This is a genomic window from Streptomyces flaveolus, from assembly GCF_000716535.1.
Classification (GTDB): Bacteria; Actinomycetota; Actinomycetes; order Streptomycetales; family Streptomycetaceae; genus Streptomyces; species Streptomyces flaveolus_A.
Map to the genome: position 1 here is coordinate 88602 of NZ_JNWV01000013.1, position 19902 is coordinate 108503.

18 protein-coding genes are annotated in these 19902 nt (G+C 72.1%); 8 read left to right on the forward strand and 10 right to left on the reverse strand.

The window, feature by feature from the left end; all coding sequences use genetic code 11:
- Positions 1-51: 51 nt before the first annotated feature.
- The 5 genes from OO52_RS15650 to OO52_RS15670 form a co-directional block, all read right to left on the reverse strand.
- Complete coding sequence (locus OO52_RS15650) at positions 52-573, reverse strand: hypothetical protein (RefSeq protein WP_037629045.1); 522 nt, start codon at positions 571-573, stop codon at positions 52-54.
- A gap of 220 nt (positions 574-793) precedes the next feature.
- On the reverse strand, positions 794-2050 hold the full coding sequence (locus OO52_RS15655; protein WP_030644463.1) for an ABC transporter permease: 1257 nt from the start codon (positions 2048-2050) through the stop codon (positions 794-796).
- A gap of 104 nt (positions 2051-2154) precedes the next feature.
- Positions 2155-2931 carry an ABC transporter ATP-binding protein gene (locus OO52_RS15660; RefSeq protein ID WP_234339551.1) on the reverse strand — a complete coding sequence of 259 codons (777 nt, stop codon included), beginning with the start codon at positions 2929-2931 and terminating at the stop codon, positions 2155-2157.
- Between the two features lie 176 nt (positions 2932-3107).
- Complete coding sequence (locus tag OO52_RS15665; protein ID WP_051818416.1) at positions 3108-4283, reverse strand: hypothetical protein; 1176 nt, start codon at positions 4281-4283, stop codon at positions 3108-3110.
- Positions 4264-4974: a hypothetical protein gene (locus OO52_RS15670; protein ID WP_030644473.1), complete on the reverse strand. Its 711-nt coding sequence runs from the start codon at positions 4972-4974 to the stop codon at positions 4264-4266. The genes OO52_RS15665 and OO52_RS15670 overlap by 20 nt, the downstream gene beginning before the upstream one ends.
- Before the next feature lie 112 nt (positions 4975-5086).
- Between OO52_RS15670 and OO52_RS15675 the strand changes: the two genes are divergently transcribed.
- Both OO52_RS15675 and OO52_RS15680 read left to right on the forward strand, forming a co-directional pair.
- Complete coding sequence (locus OO52_RS15675) at positions 5087-5845, forward strand: response regulator transcription factor (protein WP_030644474.1); 759 nt, start codon at positions 5087-5089, stop codon at positions 5843-5845.
- On the forward strand, positions 5835-7730 hold the full coding sequence (locus OO52_RS15680) for a sensor histidine kinase (RefSeq protein WP_030644476.1): 1896 nt from the start codon (positions 5835-5837) through the stop codon (positions 7728-7730). Before OO52_RS15675 ends, OO52_RS15680 begins: the two co-directional genes overlap by 11 nt.
- A gap of 446 nt (positions 7731-8176) precedes the next feature.
- On the opposite strand, the gene OO52_RS15685 is transcribed toward OO52_RS15680, so the two are convergent.
- The gene (locus tag OO52_RS15685) at positions 8177-9139 is read right to left on the reverse strand and encodes an SDR family NAD(P)-dependent oxidoreductase (protein ID WP_030644478.1); all 963 of its coding nucleotides are present in this window, start codon (positions 9137-9139) and stop codon (positions 8177-8179) included.
- A gap of 189 nt (positions 9140-9328) precedes the next feature.
- A complete protein-coding gene (locus OO52_RS15690; protein WP_030644480.1) occupies positions 9329-10363 on the reverse strand; it encodes a DUF4331 family protein in 1035 nt (344 codons plus the stop codon).
- A gap of 608 nt (positions 10364-10971) precedes the next feature.
- Between OO52_RS15690 and OO52_RS15695 the strand changes: the two genes are divergently transcribed.
- Positions 10972-11334 carry an SsgA family sporulation/cell division regulator gene (locus OO52_RS15695; RefSeq protein ID WP_234337862.1) on the forward strand — a complete coding sequence of 121 codons (363 nt, stop codon included), beginning with the start codon at positions 10972-10974 and terminating at the stop codon, positions 11332-11334.
- 183 nt (positions 11335-11517) lie between these two features.
- The gene (locus tag OO52_RS15700) at positions 11518-12108 is read left to right on the forward strand and encodes a hypothetical protein (protein ID WP_037629046.1); all 591 of its coding nucleotides are present in this window, start codon (positions 11518-11520) and stop codon (positions 12106-12108) included.
- Positions 12109-12307: 199 nt separating this feature from the next.
- Here OO52_RS15700 and OO52_RS15705 read toward each other — a convergent pair whose 3' ends face one another.
- On the reverse strand, positions 12308-13135 hold the full coding sequence (locus OO52_RS15705; RefSeq protein WP_030644487.1) for a PrsW family intramembrane metalloprotease: 828 nt from the start codon (positions 13133-13135) through the stop codon (positions 12308-12310).
- A gap of 324 nt (positions 13136-13459) precedes the next feature.
- On the opposite strand from OO52_RS15705, the gene OO52_RS15710 reads away from it, so the two are divergent.
- Positions 13460-14128, forward strand: coding sequence for a hemerythrin domain-containing protein (locus OO52_RS15710; protein WP_030644489.1), 669 nt, complete (start codon positions 13460-13462; stop codon positions 14126-14128).
- A 292-nt stretch (positions 14129-14420) separates the two neighbouring features.
- Here OO52_RS15710 and OO52_RS15715 read toward each other — a convergent pair whose 3' ends face one another.
- Entirely contained in the window at positions 14421-15170 is a 750-nt protein-coding gene (locus OO52_RS15715; protein ID WP_030644491.1) for a TetR/AcrR family transcriptional regulator, read from the reverse strand.
- A gap of 134 nt (positions 15171-15304) precedes the next feature.
- Here OO52_RS15715 and OO52_RS15720 point away from each other — a divergent pair, with 134 nt between their 5' ends.
- The 3 genes from OO52_RS15720 (at position 15305) to OO52_RS15730 (ending at position 18711) form a co-directional block, all read left to right on the forward strand.
- Entirely contained in the window at positions 15305-16216 is a 912-nt protein-coding gene (locus tag OO52_RS15720) for an SDR family NAD(P)-dependent oxidoreductase (RefSeq protein ID WP_037629047.1), read from the forward strand.
- A gap of 133 nt (positions 16217-16349) precedes the next feature.
- The gene (locus tag OO52_RS15725; RefSeq protein ID WP_030644496.1) at positions 16350-17357 is read left to right on the forward strand and encodes an aldo/keto reductase; all 1008 of its coding nucleotides are present in this window, start codon (positions 16350-16352) and stop codon (positions 17355-17357) included.
- Between the two features lie 388 nt (positions 17358-17745).
- Complete coding sequence (locus tag OO52_RS15730) at positions 17746-18711, forward strand: amidohydrolase family protein (protein WP_420711390.1); 966 nt, start codon at positions 17746-17748, stop codon at positions 18709-18711.
- A gap of 100 nt (positions 18712-18811) precedes the next feature.
- On the opposite strand, the gene OO52_RS15735 is transcribed toward OO52_RS15730, so the two are convergent.
- Entirely contained in the window at positions 18812-19876 is a 1065-nt protein-coding gene (locus tag OO52_RS15735; protein WP_030644500.1) for an NAD(+)/NADH kinase, read from the reverse strand.
- Positions 19877-19902: the final 26 nt, after the last annotated feature.

Here is a 19902-nt window from a genome sequence, read left to right on the forward strand (position 1 = left end):
AACTCGGTGCGTGGGGTCCGCGAACACGCCCCCCGGTGGGTTTCCGACGGGTCAGTCGTCGCCTTCGCCCACCGGCCCGGCCGCGTCTCCGATGGCCACCCGCAGCTCGTGCATGCCCTGCAGAATGTCGATCAGGGCTTCTTCCGCCCCGCTCAGAGCCCGTCGAGTTCCGTCCTCGTCGCCCCGGTCCGCGTGCACCTGGGCGCCGAGCGCGTACACCGCCGTCATGACCGCGGCGAAGGCGGCCTCCCGGCCGGGTGGCAGTTCCTGCGCCTCGGGTTCGGAGACCTGCACCGCGGTGCGCTGCAGCCGGTTCGTCAGGACGTTGACCGCGAGGTCGGGGTTCGCTCCCAGCTGCTCCCCCCAACCGAGCAACGTCTCGAGGACGTCCTCGATCTCCCCTTCCTCGGTCAGACGGGTCGCGGCGGCGATCTCCAGCTCCGTCTTCGCCAGCAGACTGCCCAGCAGGCGCAGGCGGTCCTCTTCCTGCGGCCCCTCGGGTCGCTGTGCCGGCTCCGGCTCCGGCTCAGCCGCCAGAGCGGCCAGCGCCGCGTGGATCTGCTCAGTACTCACCGGCCGGTCGCTAGGGATGCTCACGCTTCCAGCTTCACCCAGCGAATGCCTGCCCGTCCCCGTGGCACGTACGAGTCCCCGGCGAGTTCGACCACCCAGACCAGCGCTTCACCCGAGCAGACCGAAGAACGGGGGGCACCGGGTACCAGAACCGGCTCGCGCCCTCGCCGTCCGCCGCGCCTCCCGCTCGCGGAGCACGGTGGGGCGCCGCCCCTGTCTGTCATGTCGTGGCGAGTGCCTCGGTCGGGGTGAGCCGTGCGGCACGGATCGACGGGTACACCCCCGCCAGCATCCCGATGACCACGGCACCGCCCACACCCGCGCCGAGCACCGTGAGCGGGATGACGGGCCGCCAGCCCTCGTAGACGGCGTAACCGGCGGTGGCCAGTGTCCCGATCACGGTGCCCGTGACCCCGCCGAGCAGGGACAGCACCACCGACTCGGTGAGGAACTGACCTCTGATCTGGCCCCGGTTCGCGCCGAGCGCGCGCCGCAGGCCGATCTCCTTGCGGCGTTCCAGCACCGAGATGTACATGGTGTTCGCCACGCCGATCCCGCCCACGAGCAGCGCCACCCCGGCGAGGCCCAGGAACAGCGAGGAGAAGGCGCTGTTCGTCGCTCGCTTCGCCGCCAGGGCGTCCGAGGGGCGGCTGACCTGCACCAGTCCCGGCAGTTCCGGGTACAGCGTGGCCGGCAGCACGGACGAGACCGCCTCGATGGCGTCCTCCTGCGCCTTGACGTAGACCACGGTCGGGTGCCCGTCGAACGCGAGGTTCTTCTTCGCCGCCTCCCAGCCGACCAGCACCGAGCGGTCCAGGTCCGGCGCGAGTGGCAGGGGATCGAGGATGCCGATGACCGTGAACCACTTCGTTCCGACGAGGATCTGCGGCGCCTGCCGGCCCGGCGGCAGGCTGGTCACGCCGAGGCGGGATGCCGCCTCGTAGCCGAGGACCGCCGTCGGCAGCCGGTCGGTCGCGGCGTCGAGGAACTTCCCCGTCCGCACCCGGCCGTTCACCACCGGCAGCAGGCCGTCGCCGCTGGCGAGGACCGTGAGGCCCAGTCCGTCGTTGGGGTCGGTTTGGTCCGAACGGTGCACCAGCCGGTGGGTGTTGGCGACCTGGCCGGTCGCCGTGACCGGGCCGATGCGGGCGGCCATCTTGTCGGCGGAGGCCGGCAGTACCACCGGAGGGTTCTGGTCGGGCTGGGCGACCGCGCGGAGCATGTTCGTGCCGAGCGCGGACAACTGGTCGTTCAGCGCCCGCTGGCTCGACGCCGGGATCCCCGTCACGAGGACGAGGGTCGCGATGCCGATGGAGATGCCCAGCGCGGACAGCGCGGCACGCAGCCGGCGGGTCCGGACGCCGAGCAGCCCGAGCCGCAACACGTCCGACGGGCTCTGCCGGACCGGACGGGCGAGCCTGTCGCGGGCGGCGGCGCTCACCGGTTCTCTCCCGAGGGGCGTGCCGGCGGCGTTCATCGGTTCTCTCCCCGGGGCCGGGCCTGTGGCGCTCACCGGTTCACTCCCCAGGGACGTGTCCGCAGCGCTCACTCGTTTTCTTCCCGGGGTCGGGTCTGCGGCGCTCATCGGTTCTCTCCCGGCGCCGGGCCGGTGGCGGCGTCCTGGGGCCGTCCGGACGCCGTGAGCCGGGACGACGGCGCGGGGCCGGCGCCCCGGTCCGCCACCGGGTCCCGGCGCGGTCCCGTGTCCCTGACGATCCGTCCGTCGCGCATCTCCACCTGGCGTGGCAGCCGCGCCGCGATGTTCCCGTCGTGCGTGATCACGGCGATGGTGGTGCCCTCTCGGTTCAGTCGGACGAGCAGGTCGAGAACGGCCTGGCCGTTGGCGGAGTCCAGCGCGCCCGTCGGTTCGTCCGCGAGCACCAGAGCCGGCTCGCCCACCAGCGCGCGGGCGATCGCGACGCGCTGCCGTTCGCCGCCGGACAGCTGGTGCGGCAGATGCCCGACCCGGTGGCCGAGCCCGACCCGTTCCAGCGCGGCGAGCGCGAGCGGGGTGCGCCGTCTGCGTGGCACCCCCGCGTACAGCAGGCTGGTGGCGACGTTCTCCGCCGCGGTCAGCCCGTCCGTCAGGTGGAACTGCTGGAAGACGAAGCCGAGCCGGCGTCCGCGCAGCGCGGACAGCCGCCGGTCGCTCAGGGACGCCGCGTCCTGCCCCGCGATCTCCACGGTGCCGCGGGTGGGCAGGTCGAGCGTTCCCATGATGTTGAGCAGCGTGGACTTGCCGGAGCCGGAAGGGCCGACGATGGCGAGCAGTTCGCCCTCGTGGATGGTCAGGGACACGTCGTCGAGCGCGGTCACACCGCCGGGGTACGCCTTGGTCGCGTTCGTGAGCCGCAGCACGGGCGACGGTTCGGCGGGTCCGGCCGCGGCGGGTACGGCGTGGTGGGACAGCGTGTCGTCACCCGGGAGGAGCGTGTCGTCGCCGGCGGGCGCTGCGGCCGTCGCGGCGTGCGCACCGGTGCCGAACCCCGCGTCCTCGCGGCGACCGCCCTCGCGGTACTTGCCGTGGCGGGCTCTCACGACGCCGTCACCACCCGCTGCCCTTCCTCGATCCCGGTGCCCGAGACCTCGACCTGGCCCCTGGCGAACAGCCCCGTCTTCACGGCGACCAGCTGCCCGCCCGGGCGCTGGAGCGCGTAGCCGCCCTCCTGGAGCGCGAGCAGGGCGCCCACCGGCACGGTGAGGACGTTCTTGCGGGTCTCCGTCGTGAAGGTCACCCGTACGGATGCCGCGTCCAGGTTCTCGACCGAGGCGCTGTCCTCCGGCACCACGGTGACCCGCAACGACGGCGAGGTGTCGCCGTCGGACGCGTCGGACGCGTCACCCGGGCCGCCTTGGACCGTCGTACCGACCGAGGTCACCTTGCCCGGTACCTGCTTGGTGTCGGGAAGGGTGATGAAGACCTTGTCACCCTGGTGGATCCGGGCCGCGTCACCGGCCTCGACCGTCACCGCCACCGACTTCCGCAGGGAGGTCACCGACAGGACGTCCTCCTCCGCCGGGTCGCCGAGCTGGGCCTTCACCGCGCCGACGCGGACCGCGCCGGGCAGCACGACCACCTGGCCCACCGAGAGCGTCCCGGTCTGCTGCCGGCCCGTGTCGCGCTGCCAGCGCTTCAGCGCGTCGAGGAGGGACGGCGTCAGGACGGCCCCGGGGGCTTTGCCCGTGCCGGTGGACGACTGCGTGGTGCGCGGCTCGGGGCCGATGTCGTAGCCGAGGGCCTTCAGGTTGTCCGCGAGGACGGTCACGTCGGCGCCGCTCGCCCCGGCCTTCACGGCCGCCCCGTCCAGCGTGCGGAACACCGGGGTGTCGCCGTAGAAGACCGTGACCGGCTGGTCGTCCACCCAGTACAGGGGCTTGCCCCGGGTCACCGTCGAGCCGCTCGCCGGCAGCTTGGTGATCAGGCCCTTGCCCGCGCCCTTGACCGTGACCGCCGCGCCGTAACCGAGCGTGCCGGGCAGCGCCTTGCTGTCGGACAGATCGGTGCGCCGGACGAGGGTGGTCTGGGCGGACGGCACCCCGGCGGGCCTGGCGTGGCCGGCGTCCCCGTGCCTCTTCAGCGCGACTCCGCCGTAGACCCCGCCCGCGACGACGGCGAGGACGGCGACGGCGACCGCGATCCGGCTGCCGGTCCGTCTGCCGGCGTCGGTGGACGAGTGCGCGCCCCCGGCCTCAGTTCTTGCCCTTGCCACCGAACGCCTCCATGCGGCAGTCGTTGTCGGCCTTCTCGTTCGGGAGACCGCCGCCGTCGTCGTCACCGGTCCAGCCGTCGGGGCTCCCGTCGGATGCGAAGACCTCGTGCACCTTGAAGCCCTTCGACCTGAGGCACTTGACGTAGGCGCGGAAGTCATCCGCGTAGTGCGGGTTGGTCTCGGGGCGCTCCTCGACCGGCTGGAGCGGCATCTTGTTCAGGCACGCCTGGTACTGCGCCTTGTACTCGTCCGTGACCTTGTGGTCGTCGAGCGGGGGCGCCTGGCCACCGGGGTGATCGACCCGCTTGGTGTTCATCGGGACGCCGTGGGCCTGGAGGCACGCCCAGTACGTGTCCCAGAGCCGGTCGATCTCCTCCTTGGAGCTGTCGAGGCGCAGCTGCGGGCGCTTGGCGTCGATGGCGGCCGTGGAGGACTGATCGGAAGAGGAGGCCCCGGACTTCCCGCCGTTCGACGAGGGGGTCGTCAACGAGGCGATGCCGCTGTCCGATTTCTGCCCGCCGTCGGTACTGCTGCTGCCCCCGCCTCCGCCGCCGCAGGCCGTGAGGGCGACGCCCGCCGTCAGGAGGGCGGTGGTCAGGATGGCGGCCCGGACGCGGCGCGTCCGACGCGGGGCGCGCGCCGTGCCGGAGGGGCCGGCGGCGGAGTGCGGCCGGTCTGTCTCGTTGTCCATGGCGCCAGAGGCTGCCGGGGGATTGTCAGAGGTTTGTCAGGAAGCGATGGTCCTGCCGTGTTCTCGTCCGCGGGGCGTTCGAGGAGGTCGCGGGTGTTCCTAGACTCCTCACATGTGTGCGCATGTTGTCGTCGCTGAGGATGACGCCAAGCAGGCCGAGTTGATCCGCCGCTACCTGGAACGCGAGAGCCACGGCGTGACCCTCGTCCAGGACGGCCGGGCCGCGCTCGACGAGATCCGCCGTCGCCTGCCCGACCTGCTGGTGCTCGACGTGATGATGCCGGGGCTGGACGGGCTCGACGTCTGCCGGACCATCCGGTCGGAGGCAGGCCTCGAAGGGCTGCCGGTGCTGATGCTGACCGCCCGTTCCACCGAGGACGACCTGTTGCTCGGACTGGACCTGGGCGCGGACGACTACCTGACCAAACCGTTCAGCCCCCGTGAGCTGATGGCCCGCATCCGGTCGCTGCTACGGCGCAGCGCGCGCACCCGGGCGGCGGCCGGCGCGGAGGGCGGTACGCCCGGCGGCGACCTGCTGACCGTGGGCCCGGTGACCGTCGACCCGGCCCGGCACGAGGTGTGGGCGCACGGTACGAGGATCTCCTGCACACCGGGTGAGTTCCGGCTTCTGGAGGTGCTCGCGGGCCGGCCGGGGCAGGTGTTCACCCGGGCGCAGATCCTGGAGCGGCTGCACGGTTTCGACCGGTACATCACCACGCGGACGGTCGATGTGCACGTCATGAACCTGCGGAGGAAGATCGAGGAGGATCCGCGCCGGCCGGTGTGCCTGGTGACCGTGTACGGGGTGGGCTACAAGCTCTCCGACGACAGGCGTCCGGTCCGGTCCGGGGACGTGCGCCATGCGCCGTGACCTTCGCCGCGGCCACCCGTCCGCGGGCCCGGGTTCCGCCGTGCCCCTGAGGCGCAGCCTGCTCCTGCGCCTGCTCGCCGTGGCGGCGCTGGTGTCGGTGTGCTCGATTGTGGCCACCGGGTGGGTGGTCGTACGAACGACGGCCGTGGCGATCCGTCAGGAGCAGGGCAAGGACCTCGCCGACGACACGAAGACGTACGACGCGCTGATCGGCTACGCGGCGCGGCACCGGAACTGGGACGGGGTGGGGCCCACCGTGGCCGAGCTGGGCCGGTCGACCGGGCACCGGATCGTTCTGCGGGACGGCGACCGGACGCTGGCGGACTCCGCTCCGGTACCCGGCCGCCCGTACGTGCCCTCCGCCGAGCCGACCGCCGTCATCGACCCGCTGTCGGTCGATCCGCGACGGCTGCCGGCCGTGGCGCGCGACAGCGGGATCGACCCACGTGTCGTCGGCCCGTACCGGCTGTCGCACGGGGAGAAGACAAGACTGCTGGGTACGGCCCGGGAGATCGTCGCGTGTCTGCGGGCGGCGGGTGCCACGGCGCGGGTGGTGGTCGGCCCCAGCGGCCGGCCCACCGTCCGGACGCCGGACGGACAGCCCGCCGTCGACCGGTGCGGGGAGGCGACGCTGAACGCCCCGATGCCCTCGGAGCGCAAGGCGCTCGACGCCCTCGACAACCTGGTCGACGGCTGCCTGGCGCGGCGGGGACGCAGCGGGGTGACGGTGCTGCTCGACGGGTCCTGGCAGGCGGCACGCACGGAGTCCCGCGGCTCCACGGGCCCCGCGCCCGGCAAGGACGTGCGGGACTGCGTCGCGAGCGGCCGTGCGGAGCAACTGCGGCCGTACGTGGCGCCCGCCGCTCAGCTCTACGTCAGCAGCCCCGGCGACCGGACCGCCACCACCTTCCTCGACCTCTCCGCGCCCAACAAGCTGCGGATCGCGTGGGGCGCGGCGCTCGTGCTGCTGGTGACGGTCGCGGTCACGGCCTTCGCGGGCATCCGGCTCGTCCGGCCGCTGCGCAGGCTCACACTGGCCGCACAGCGGATGGAGGCCGGGGACGTCTCGGCGCGGGTCGAGGTGACGGGCGGCGACGAGATCGCCCGGCTGTCTGCCGCGTTCAACGCGATGTCACAGCGGCGCGAGCAACTGGAGTCGGCCCGCAAGGCGATGGTGAGCGATGTGGCGCACGAGCTGCGCACGCCGCTGAGCAACATCCGCGGCTGGCTGGAGGCGGTCGAGGACGGCATCGTCCCGCCCGACGAGGAGCTGGTGGCCTCGGTGCTGGAGGAGGCGGTGCTGCTCCAGCACGTCATCGACGACCTGCGGGACCTGTCGGCGGCCGACGCGGGAGAACTGCCGCTCACCACCGAGCCGTTGAACGTGGCCGACGTCCTCGCGCAGACGGCTCAGGGCCACGGCCCGCGTGCCGAGGCCGCGGGGGTGCGGCTCGTGGTGGAGGCCGACCCGGAACTGACGGTGCCGGCTGACCCGGTACGGCTGCGGCAGGCGGTCGGCAACCTCGTGTCGAACGCCATCCGGCACACACCGCCCGGCGGCACCGTGCTCCTGAAGGCGGCCGGTGACCTGGCCGTCCCCGCCGAGGCCGGGAGGACAGCGGGGGCCGCCACCACGGCGGGGGTCCGGATCGAGGTCTCCGACACGGGCTCGGGGATCGCGCCCGAAGACCTGCCGCACGTCTTCGACCGTTTCTGGCGGGCCGAGAAGTCCCGCTCGCGCCAGACCGGTGGCAGCGGGCTCGGCCTGTCGATCGTGCGCAAGCTGATCGAGGCACACGGCGGTACGGTGGAGGCCCACAGCACCCCGGGCACCGGCTCCACCTTCACCCTGCACCTGCCCGGGCTCCCCTCACCGGCACGCTGAACGGCGGCCGTGGACGCGGCGGCCCTCGGGCGTGGAAGCGGCCCGGCCGGGCCCGGGTCCGGCCGGGTCTCCTGGACCGGGCGACCGGAGTGGGCCCGTGCCCTCGGCGCAGACGGTCGTGGCGCCGGCCCGTGCGTCGCGACCGCGGGGAGGAGCTGCCGGCGCTGCGGCGGGGTGCGGTCGGTGTGGTGGGAGTGGTGAACGGCCGGGCGGGCAGTGGGATCCGCACGCGCTGGAGGTCCGTCCGGCCGAACGCGCCCGAGGATGCCGGCTTGCCGGAGCAGCGGGTGCTGCCCCCTCACGTGAGGCGCGAGCACGACCGGGTGCCGGCGGAGGCGGTGCGGGAGGCCGGGCGGGGCCACGGCGGGATGCTGGTCCCGGTCGGTGAGTCCTCGGCGGGGAGGACGCGGACGTGCGGGGAGGCCCCGCGGCCGCCGGTTGATCGGTCAGTGCGAGGAGAAGGCGTCGACGCCCGTCAGCTCCGCCGACAGTGCCCAAAGACGCGCCGCCTGGTCGGGGTCGCTGGCCCAGGGCTTGACCCCGTAGCGGCCGCCGTCCTGGGGGGCGGGCGGCGCGATGTCGCAGTCCTCCAGATACACCCCGCCCTTGCCGTCGAGCAGGGGGGAGGTCGCGGCCCACAGCTGGGTGGATGCGCCCTGCTCCGGAGTCTTGAAGCCGGACGGCTCCAAATCGTTTCCGTCCTTGTCGACCAGACCGTTCGCGATGCGCTCCTGCTGCGAGAGGTGCCGCAGCAGCGGGCTGTTCACCGCGCCGGGGTGGACCGAGAAGGCGCGCACGCCGCGCTCGGCGGCCAGCCTGTCGAGGTGCACGGCGAACAGGGCGTTCGCGGTCTTGGCCTGCCCGTAGGCCAGCCAGCGGTCGTAACCCTCGGTGAACTGCACGTCGGCCCAGTTCATGCCCGCGTTGTGATGACCGATGGAGGACACCGAGACGACACGCCCACCGCCCCGCTCGATCGCCGGCCAGAGGCGGTTCACCAGGGCGAAGTGTCCGAGGTGGTTGGTGGCGAACTGCGCCTCCCAGCCGGGCCCGACGCGCGTCTCGGGGCATGCCATGACGCCCGCGCCGTCGATCATGATGTGGATGTCACGGCCGGAAGCCGTCATCCGGTCCGCGAAGGCCCGGACACTGTCGAGATCCGCCAGGTCGAGTGTGCCGATCTCCACGTCGTCAACACCTGCCAGTGCTTCCTCGGCCGTGTCAGGACGCCGGGCGGGCACGACAACGTGTGCGCCCGCCCGGGTGAGCGCCCGTGTGGTCGCCAGTCCAATGCCGGAGTATCCCCCGGTGACCACTGCGAGCTTGCCTGTGAGGTCGACACCTTCCAGCACCTCGGCGGCCGTGGAAGTGGCGCCGAACGGGGAGGAGAGAGGGGTTTGAGAGGTCATGTTTCAAGCGTAGACCTTTGAGTGTTTTGTGCGGCTAAATGAGCGTAAAACATATTCGGCGAACGTATGTACTCACACGTATCGCGAGGCGGCCGCGAACACGTGCAAGCCGCCCGGTGGCACCCCGGCCCAGAGGAGAAGAGCCGTGCGGACCTGTTCGGGCCCGCACGGCCTGTTCCGTCAGACCGTTCACGCCGCCGGCGGGACGTACGGGAAGGTCTTGGTGGGCCGGGCCGTGACCGACTCCTTGCCGATGCCGAGCGTCACCGGGGTGTTGCAGGCGAGGGAGAACATCACGTCGGGCGCGTTGTCGGTGAGGGTCCGGCCGTTCCACCGCGAGAAGCCGTACGACGCCGGCGTACCGACCACGTAAGGCAGGACGTTGGGCAGGATCCGGTCGACGACCGTCCTGGCGTAGGCCTCGGGGTCCTCCGCCGTGCCGTAGGCCCTGACGACGCCGGCCACCGACTCGGTGAGCGCCTTGCCGTACAGTTCGACGTCCTCGGCCGGCACGTTCTCGTTGAGGCGGTCGCCGAGCGTCTCGTCGTACTGGGTGAACAGCGGGTGGACCATCGGCAGACCCGCGCGGTTGATCGGACGCCAGCCGCCGGCGTCGGTGGCCAGGAAGGCCACGGCCCACACATCGATCCGGTGATCGTGTCCGGCGATCGGCAGCAGCTCCTCGTCGGCGACCTCCAGGACGATGGAGTAGACGGTGTGCCCGGCGAAGAGGTTCGTCGCCTCGGCGGCGTTCCAGCCGGACAGGTCGACCTTCGTGCCGTCCTGCAAGGCGTGGCCGACGGCGTGCAGGACGTCGGGCTCGATCCAGAAGGGGTCGCCCGCCTTGCCGACCCAGGCCCGGCTGCCGCCGGGAAGCTCCAGCGTCTCACCCGTACGGCCCTCGCCGAGCAGTGTGCCCTCGGCGAAGTCGGCGCGGGCGTCCGGGCCCGCCAGCCGGCGCACCTGGTAGGTCTGGACACCACTGGCGTCGGCCTCGTCGAAGGTGAAGCGGTACGTCACGTCCTCGGCCGCGTCGCCATTGGAGTCGATCTTGAACTCGTACTTGCCCTCCGGGTGCAGACCCCGGGGTATGTCCTCGCCGGCGAGCGAGTGGCTGTGGTCGGTGACGAAGACAGTGCCCTGCTCACCTCGGAAGACATAGAGGTCCGTGATGTCCAGACGAGGGTCCTGGCGGGCGATGGGGGAGTCGAGGTGGTGGGACATGTCGTCTCTCGCTTTCGTTTCGAAGCCGACCCGCCGTTGCCGTGGCCAGTGGATGCGTCCGCCGGCGCACTCGGCTCGAGCCGCACGTTGTGGTCCTCAGTCTGCTGAGAGTGGGCGGGACAATCTGTCTGGCCGTCACCAAGGTGACCCGAGCGTCGCCCATACGGGGGCCGTGGGGTTAACCCCACGGCCGTGACGGCCGGACAAGGGCGCCCGGGGCGGTCGCCCGAGTGGGCGCGTGGCGGCCGCACAAGCGCGCCGGTGCCGTCCCGATCCGCGCGTTCCCCCAGGTGGGAGCGGGCGACCCGGACCCCGAAGAGTCCTGGGGACCGCCCCCGAAGGGTCCTGGGGACCGCCATCGTCAGATGACGTATGGGAAAGCGCACGGTCCGGTCAGCATGATGAGGACCGCGGCGGATGCGCTGACGCATTCAGCCGGCGCACCAGTGGCGGTGAGTGTTCGCGTTCATGACCGGGCGGCCGTGATGCGGCGGTCGGCATCCAGTCCGCGCGGTGCCGCCCAGGGTGGCGCGGCGGCGATCCGGCTCGGTCTTAGGAGGTAACAGATGAGAAGGTGCCACCTGACCGTCGAGTCCAGACATTGGGTCGTGCGACGGCTTTCCGTGCCGATCAGCTGCGAGTTCTCGTTCCGTCCCGGAGATCCGTACGCCGTCACCCTGATCTTCGACGCCGACGGTGAGCAGCCGGTGCGCTGGGTGTTCTCCCGGGAACTGTTGAGCGAAGGCCTCACCGCCAGGGTGGGAGAGGGTGATGTCGTGGTGTGGCCGGAGTACGCCTCGGACGGTGCGTCGAAGATATGGATCCAGGTGGGAAAGGCGCGGCACGAGGCACTCTTCGAGATTCCGGCGCTGCCGGTCGCCCAGTGGCTGGCGAGCACGTACGCCCTGGTGCCGCGGGGGCACGAGTCAACGGAGGTCGACTGGGACGGGTTGACCCTTCTGACTGAGTGAGGTGTTTTGCATTCGCCCTGACGCTCTCATGGATGACCCAGTCAACTTGCCCGGAGTGACGTCAGGCAACAGCCAGGCAAAGAGTCAAGGCGTAGTATCAACTTCAGCGCCTGAGGACAGGCCCCCTCAGTGACCGCTATGCGCGCGCCTTCACTCGTAAGCCGAACCAGGAGGGTCCACGGCATGCCTGACTCCCAGACGAGCACGACGGAGCTGGTGACGCAGTACAGCTCCCAGCTGGCAAGCGACCTCGCACGCAACGTCCAGGAACAGGACCGGATCCGGAGCGAGATCGACCAGCTTCAGGGCCGTCTGCTGGCGCTGCAGCATGACCATTCCGTACTCGCGACCATGCAGCAGGCCCTGGAGAGCGGCATCCCGATGCAGCAGGCCGCGGCGTCCAAGGGCGGGCCGGGGGCGGGAACCGATCATGACTACGGGCTGCCCGGCGGTTCGGCGGGCCCCAGGAGGCGGCAGAACAAGCCGACCCTGGTGGCCCTGATCCGTGCCTACCTCGCACAGCAGTCGGAGCCGTCCTCCGCGGCCGAGATCGCGGCGGCCCTCGGCGAGGCCCACCCGGACCGGGTCATCAAGACGACCGTGGTGCGTACGACCCTGGAAGGACTCGTCGCCCGGAGCGCTGCCCAGCGCCTCAAGCAGGGCCACTCCGTGTTCTACGCCGCCCTCGAGCCGACCGACGAGGAGAAGACGGCGAGGGAGGGCGGGGAGGAGCAGGGCGCCGCCTCCGGCGGCCGTGCGTCCTCGAAGGACTGAGATCCTGGCCCGGCCGTGGGACGGCGTTCCTGGTCCCCGGGGGACGCCGCGCGGTTCCCGCCGTTCCCCGATTTCGCTTGGTCGAGACGGCCGCGAAGCCGACTTCCGCATGTGACACATGTCCGGGAACTCTCTCGAGCGGCCCGGACCTGTGGTGGGTACTGCCCGGACCGTCCGCCACGGACGGTCCGGACCCGTGTCATCCCACCGCCACCGGCGCGGGCACCCGGCCGGGAGCGGCCAGCCGGTGTGTGGCGTACACCAGCAGGGACAGGCTGATCGCGGCCAGCACGCCGTAGGCGATGTCACTGTCCAGGGTGTCCCACAGGGTGTGCAGGGTGACCGCGACTACGTAGACCGACACGAACAGCGCCGTCGAGCGGCGGCGCCACCCGTGGGCCGCGGCGGACCACAGGGCCGCGGCCGTCAGGCCCGTCCAGGCCATGTGCGCGGCGGGGCTCAGCAGCCCGCGCCACACCAGCAGGTCGTCCACCGCCGACAGGTCGCCGTTGGAGTTCACGAGTTCGACGAAGGCGTAGCCCATCGTCTCGAAGACGGCGAACCCGGCGCCGGAGGCGACACCGATCAACAGCCCGTCACCGGGGTGCCGGTCGCGCAGGACCAGGAGCAGCAGGGCCGGGACGATGAGTTTCGCCGCCTCCTCGATCACTCCGACGGCGACCATCGGCAGGACGTCCAACAGCCGTAGTGTCCGGTACTCCAGGAATCCGGCCGTGGTCACGCCGATCGCGCCGCCTGCCAGGGCGGTCACCGCGACGACCCCCATGCCGGCGCCGAAGTCGAGCCGGCGGCCGGCCACGAAGGCGACGAAGGCCGACGGCACCAGCGCCGCTCCGAAGAAGATCAGGGCGGGGATCAGGTTGGGGTTCTGCGTGGAGATCAGGGCCGAGTGGATCAGCCAGAACAGCAACAGGCCGACCAGCAGGACGGCGACCCAGCCCCAGCGGCGGCCGATGCGGGACAGCCCGCTCTGGTCGGACCGGACCGAACGGTATGAGAGCGACACGGGCACGACTTCCTCCCCGAAACGTGGATGAGCCGACAGTGCCCGGTCGCGCGACGGCCCGCATCGCACGTTCGTGCCAAACGGAGGTGAATGGGGAGCCGACGGCTCCACCCGTTCCGGAGCGCGGTGGGTCGGCGCGCCGCCCCGCTGTCGGAGCAGTCACAACGCTCGGCGACGACATGACACTCATCAAGAGTCAATATGACAAGGGATGGTGTGCCACTAAACTCCACTAGACTCATGTCACTGTCAACCGGCCGTCATGCATCACAACGCCGCGACACAGAACTCCATTTGCTGACACTCCCTGAGTAGGTATTGGTTATGCCCCACACATCCACCGACCGCGCCGACGTCCGAGACATGCTGGTGGTCCACGAGGCCTTCCGGCAGAGCTATGCCCGTCTCCCGGGACTGGTCAGGGAGGTCGGTCCCGGTGACGTCGAGCGGGCCGCCGTCGTCGCCGACCACGCCCGGCTCATCGAGGAGTTCCTCCACCTGCACCACAAAGGGGAGGACGAGCTGCTGTGGCCCAAGCTCCTGGATCGTGCGGGCGATCGGCTCGGTGACGCGGTGGCCGTCCTGGAGAGCCAGCACGAGGAGATCGCCGCTCTGCTCGCCGAGTCGGCGCAGCGGCTGGCGGTCTGGCGGGCGCAGCCGGAGAAGGAGTCGGGTGAGCGGCTCGCCGGCTCCCTGGAGCGGCTGGGGAGTCTGCTGACCGAGCACCTCGGCATAGAGGAGAAGGACGTCCTGCCGATCGTCCCGGAGTACGTGACGGCCAAGGAGTGGCACCAGCTCGGCGACCACGCGATCAACGCGCTGCCGAAGAGCAAGCTGCCCATCGTCTTCGGCATGCTCGCCTCGTACGCCGACCCTGACGTCGTCAAGCTCATGCTGTCGACGGCTCCGCTGGTGCCCCGGCTGATCATGCCCGTCGTGGGCCCGAAGGCCTACGCCCGGCATGCCCGCAAGGTGTACGGGGCGGCTGCCTGAGCCGGCCGGGCCGGGACGTGGAGCTCCCGGCCCGCGCGGGAACCGCCCGCCGGGCGCCGCTCGCTCCTGTGGGAGGCGTGGGTGCGACCGAAGCAGTCAGCACCCGGCCTTCACCTCAGACACATGACTCCGATAGTGATGTCACTATCACTCACCTGTGTGATGCGCCGCCCGGGGGCCCACGGCAGCATGAGGTCTCGTAGCGACCGCCTGGACGGCGGTACGTGCGGCGGACACCCCGGTGAGGAGACCTCATATGACGAACTCCGAGCGGGCGGTGACGGCCGTCCGCCTAGTCGCCGCCGCTGCCCGGCCTGCCGGTCAGGCGGGCGAGCCACTCCGTGAGCAGCAGGTGCTCGCCCGGGGTGAAGGGCTGCCGGAAGTCCTCCTCGTCGAGCAGGGCCTTGAGCGCCACGGCGTGCCGGGCACCACGGTCGGCGCGCGACTCGGCCGCACCGGTGTCCCGCTCGTCCGCGATCAGGGCCGCGAGGACGGCGTCCCGCGTGTTCTCCGACAGGCCCTCGTGCTCGGCGAGCAGTCCGGCGGAGCTCGCGCTGATCAGTGTCACGGTCACGCCGATGCCCGCCGCGTGGATCATCGCGGCCGCGGCCTCGACGCTCATCCGCAGTCTGCCCGCCTCGGCGACCCGGGTGACGAGCTGCAGCAGGATGTCGTACGCCTTGCCCATGGCCGTGGCGCCCTCGCCCGGCCGGGGGTCGGTGTACAGGAGCCGGTAGAGGGCCGGGTTGGCGAGCCCGAAGGCCACGTGCAGGTCCCACCCGTGCCGCAGTTGCTCGACCGCGTCACCGGAGGCGAGGTTGGCCTGCTTCTCGGCGAGGTAGGAGGCGAAGCCCCGCTGCGCGACCTCGTCGAGGAGCCCCTGCATGTCACCGAACTGCCGGTAGATGGTCTGGGCCTGTACGCCCGCGGCCGCGCTGACGGAACGGGTGGAGACCGCTTCCCGTCCGCCTTCGGCCAGCAGGTCCGCCGCTGCCCGCAGGATCCGCTCGCGCGGCTGCGGCATCGTCTCGGTTGCTGTCATGCAATCGATGATAACGGTTGACCGTGATCGATGCTGTTGTTATCGTCGATGTATCAAATACGTGATCGCCGATCACCGAGGAGGCCCCCTGGTGGGCCACGGCTCGGAGGTGGTCGCAGTCAAGGAGGAAGATCGTGTCCCCTGCACCCCAGAACACCCAGGCGCAGACGGTCCTCGTCACCGGCGCGGGCACCGGGATGGGCGCCCTCTCGTCCGTCTCGCTCGCCCGGGCCGGGCACCGCGTCTTCGCCTCGATGCGTGATCCCGGGGGCCGGAACGCGCAGAAGGCCCAGGCGCTGCTCGCGCAGACCAAGGACGCGCCGGGCGAGCTGTCCGTCATCGAACTCGACGTGCTGTCGGAGGAGTCCGCCTCGGCGGCCGTCGAACAGGTCGTGCGGCAGGCCGACGGCCTCGACGTCGTCGTCCACAACGCCGCCCACCTGCTGGTCGGTGTGACCGAGGCGTTCAGCCCGGAGGAGGTGCTGCGCGCCTTCGACGTCAACGCCGTCGGTGCCCTCCGCGTCAACCGGGCCGTTCTTCCGGTGATGCGCCGCCAGGAGTCGGGCCTGCTGCTGTGGATCGGCTCGGGCACGACCCGCGCCATCCCGCCCTTCCTCGCCCCCTACTCCGCCGCCAAGGCCGCCTTCGACGCCTTCGCCGAGTCGACCGCCTGGGACGTCGCCGCCTACGGCATCGAGACCACGATCCTGATGCCCGGCGTCTTCACCCACGGCACCGCGCACTTCGCCAACGCCGCCTTCCCCGCCGACACCGGGCGCACGGCCGCATACGACAAGATCGCCCCGTTCCTCGCCTCGATGGGCGAGGACACCGAGCGGATGATGGTCGACGGTGTGAGCGCCGACCCGCAGATCGTCGCCGACGAGGTCGTCCGGGTCGTCGGACTGCCCGTGGGCCGGCGGCCGCGCCGGACCGTCGCCGACGGCTCCGACTACGGCGCCGAGATCATCAACGGCGCCGCCGAGGAACTGCGGCTGCGCCTGGCCCGCCGCATGGGCGTCACCGGCCTGCTCGACCGCCTGTGAACCGGACCGTCCCACGACCACCCGCGGTACGGAGGCGCCCTGTCCGCCGACCCGGGAACACGCACCGTGCCGCGCACGCACCTCGAAAGCACCACCCCTCCCACACACCGTTCCTCGCACAAGGAGAACCGTCATGACCGTGACTCGGCGCAAGCTGGGCCTGTCGGGCCCGGAGGTTTCCACCATCGGCCTGGGCGCCATGGGCATGTCCGACCTGTACGGTCCGGCCGACGACGCGGAGAGCATCGCGACCCTGCACACCGCGATCGACGCGGGCCTGAACCTCATCGACACCGGTGACTTCTACGGCTCGGGCGCGAACGAGATGCTCATCGCGCGTGCCCTGCGCGAACGACGGCGCGAGGACGTCGTCCTGAGCGTCAAGTTCGGCTCGCGCCGCACTCCCGACGGCAGTTTCCAGCCGGTCCCCTACGACGTGTCGCCGGAGGCCGTGAAGGACCGGCTCGCCTACTCGCTGCGGCGCCTGGAGACCGACTACATCGACATCTACCGCCCGGCCCGCCTCAACCCGCAGATCCCGGTGGAGGAGACCGTCGGCGCGCTGGAGGAGATGCGCCAGGCCGGTTACATCCGGCACATCGGGCTGTCGGAGCTGGGCGCCGACACCATCCGGCGCGCCGCCGCCGTGGCTCCGATCAGCGACCTGCAGATCGAGTACTCGCTGCTCTCGCGCGGCCCGGAGGAGTCGATCATCCCGACGCTGCGGGAGCTGGGCATCGGCCTGACGGCGTACGGCGTGCTCTCCCGCGGCCTGCTGAGCGGCCACTGGTCGCCCTCGCGCGAGCTGAGCGGGAACGACTTCCGCGCCCACTCGCCGCGCTTCCAGGGCGAGAACCTGGAGGCGAACCTGCGCCTGGTCCAGGCGCTGGGCCGGGTGGCCGAGCGCCTCGGGGCCACCACCAGCCAGGTGGCGATCGCCTGGGTGGCCGCCCAGGGCGAGGACATCGTGCCGCTGGTGGGCGCCCGGCGCCGGGAGCGGCTGGCGGAGTCGCTGGGTGCCGCCGGCCTCAGCCTCGACGCGGAGACACTGGCCGAGATCGAGAAGGCGGTGCCCGCGGGCGCGGCGGCCGGTGAGCGGTACGCGGCCCCGATGATGGCGACGCTCGACAGCGAGCGCTGACCGCCGTACTCGCACCACCGGAACCCCTGCGGAGCGGGGGCGATCACCCGGCCCGTGCGGGGCGGGGGTCGTCCCCCGCCCCGTGCCGAGCGGGGGACGACCCCCGCCGCGTGCCCGCCCCCAGGCCGGATGCGGCGCCGTATGCGTCGTCCGCGTCCCGCGGCGCGGGGACAGGAACAGTCGCGTGCCGATCTGCCTGTCGGCCGGACCCCGTGCGGCGAGCGAGGCGGTCTCCCGCTCCTGCGGCGTGAGACGGCCGGACCCCGTGCCTCCGGTCGCCGAGACGGAGCCGGTCCGGCCGGCCCGCCCCATGGCTGCCGCACCGCACCCGGCTACCAGTCGTCCGCAGGCCCCCGCAGCGGCCCGCATCCCGATGAACGGAGGACTCGTGCACGTCTCAGCGGAACCCCTGGTCGACGTCCATGCCCATTTCGTGACACCCGCCTACGTCGAGGCGGCCCAGGCGGCCGGACACCGGCAACCCGACGGCATGCGCGGCTACCCGGCCTGGTCGGTGGCCGAGCACCTGGAGCTGATGGACTCCGCCGGGATACGGACCAGCGTGCTGTCGATCTCGTCCCCGGGCACCCACTTCGGTGACGACCGCGCCGCGCGGGCACTGACGCGCGAGGTCAACGAGTTCGCGGCCGACGTGCTGCGCGCGCACCCCGGACGGTTCGGGCACTTCGCGTCCCTCCCCCTGCCCGACGTGGACGGCGCGCTGACCGAGGCCGCTCACGCCCTGGACGTCCTCGGCAGCCACGGGGTGGCCCTGGAGACGAACGCCGCCGGCATCTATCCGGGCGACACGCGCCTGGAACCCCTCTGGCAGGAACTCGACAGCCGGGCGGCCGTCGTGTTCGTCCACCCCACCTCGCCGCCCTGCCACGAGCACGTCTCGCTGGACCGGCCCCGCCCGATGCTCGAATTCCTCTTCGACTCCGCGCGCACCGTCTCCGACCTCGTCTTCTCCGGAGTCCTGCGGCGTCACCCCCGCATCCGGTGGATCTTCACCCACGGGGGCGGCGCGCTGCCGCTGCTCACCGACCGCATGGAGCTGTTCCGCACGGTGTTCGGCGTCGGGTCCGCCGACGGTCCCCCCGTGCAGGAGCAGCTGCGCGCCCTCTGGTTCGACATGGCCGGTACCCCCTTCCCGCACCAGGTGCCGGCCCTGACGCGGACCTTCGGCCACGACCGGCTCCTCTACGGCAGCGACTACTGCTGGACCCCGGCCGCCGGCACCCTCGCCCAGGTCGCCTCCGTCGACGCGGCACCGCAGCCCGAGGCCGGGACCTGGCGCGAGCTGACCACCCGGAACGCGGCCCGGCTGCTTCCGTGGGTGGCGGACGTGTGACGGGCCGGCGTACCGCGTGGCCGCCCACCTCCCGGTCTCGCGGGCCGTGGCCGTCCTCGCGCGGGCCGCGGCCACTCGGCCGCCGCCCACGCGGAGCGCCTCACCGGACGGCCGGCGGCGGTGGCAGGCGCAGGCCCGCGAGGTCCGGCGGGACGGGCGTGTCGGGCCGGAAGAACGGCGCGGACGGCCCGTCCTGCGCCGTGGCGGGGGCGTCGGTGAGGCGGAACCGGTCCCTGAGCCGGCCGTAGAAGTCGGTGGGGTGCAGGCGGATGAGCCGTACGCGGTCCGGGGCGCGGAAGACGCCGATCCAGTCCCCGGGGTCGAGGACCCCGCGCAGCTGGCCGTCGACGCTGACCGCGGCCTGTCCGGAGTGCGGCAGGACCCGCAGGGCGACGGGTTCGTCCGGCGCGACCACGATGCTGCGGTCGAAGGTCATGTGCGGCGCGATGGGGGTGAAGACGACCGCTTCCATGTGCGGGGAGAGGACGGGACCGCCGGCGGCGAAGCTGTAGGCGGTGGACCCGGTGGGGGTGGCGACGGCCAGCGCGTCGGCCGAGTAGGACGCCAGCAGCCGGCCGGCGATGTAGACGCCGACGCTCACCTGGCGGTCACGGGACAGCTTCTCCAGGACGACGTCGTTGAGGGCGTTGACGTCCAGGGGGACGCCCCACCCGTCGCCCTCGGTGCTCTCGGGCCGGACCCGCGGGGCGGGCAGCGCCGGGCCGCGTCCGTAGAGCAGCAGGGCCTCCAGCCGCGGCGGGATCTCCAGGGGCCGGGACGCGCGCATGGTGAGGGTCATCCGCTCCTCCACGGTGGCGTGCCCCTGATGGACCGCGTCGAGGGCGGCCCTCACCCCGTGCACGGGCACCTCGGTGAGGAAGCCGACCTTGCCCAGGTCGACGCCCAGCACCCGGGCACCGCTCTTGACGGCGATCCGCGCGCCGCGCAGGAAGGTGCCGTCGCCGCCGAGGGTGACGACGAGATCCGGGTGGCCGGCGGCCGCGGCCTCCTCGCGTCCGCCCCGGCGGTGGTGGTCCTCGGCCCACACATCGATGTCGGTGCACGGTATGCCGTGGGCCTCGCTCCAGCTGTGCACGGTACGCGCCGCCTCGCGGGCGGCGGCCCGCCCCTGGTGGACGACGAGACCGATGCGATGTACGGGCATGGTGTCCTTCCGGAACAGTGACTCCG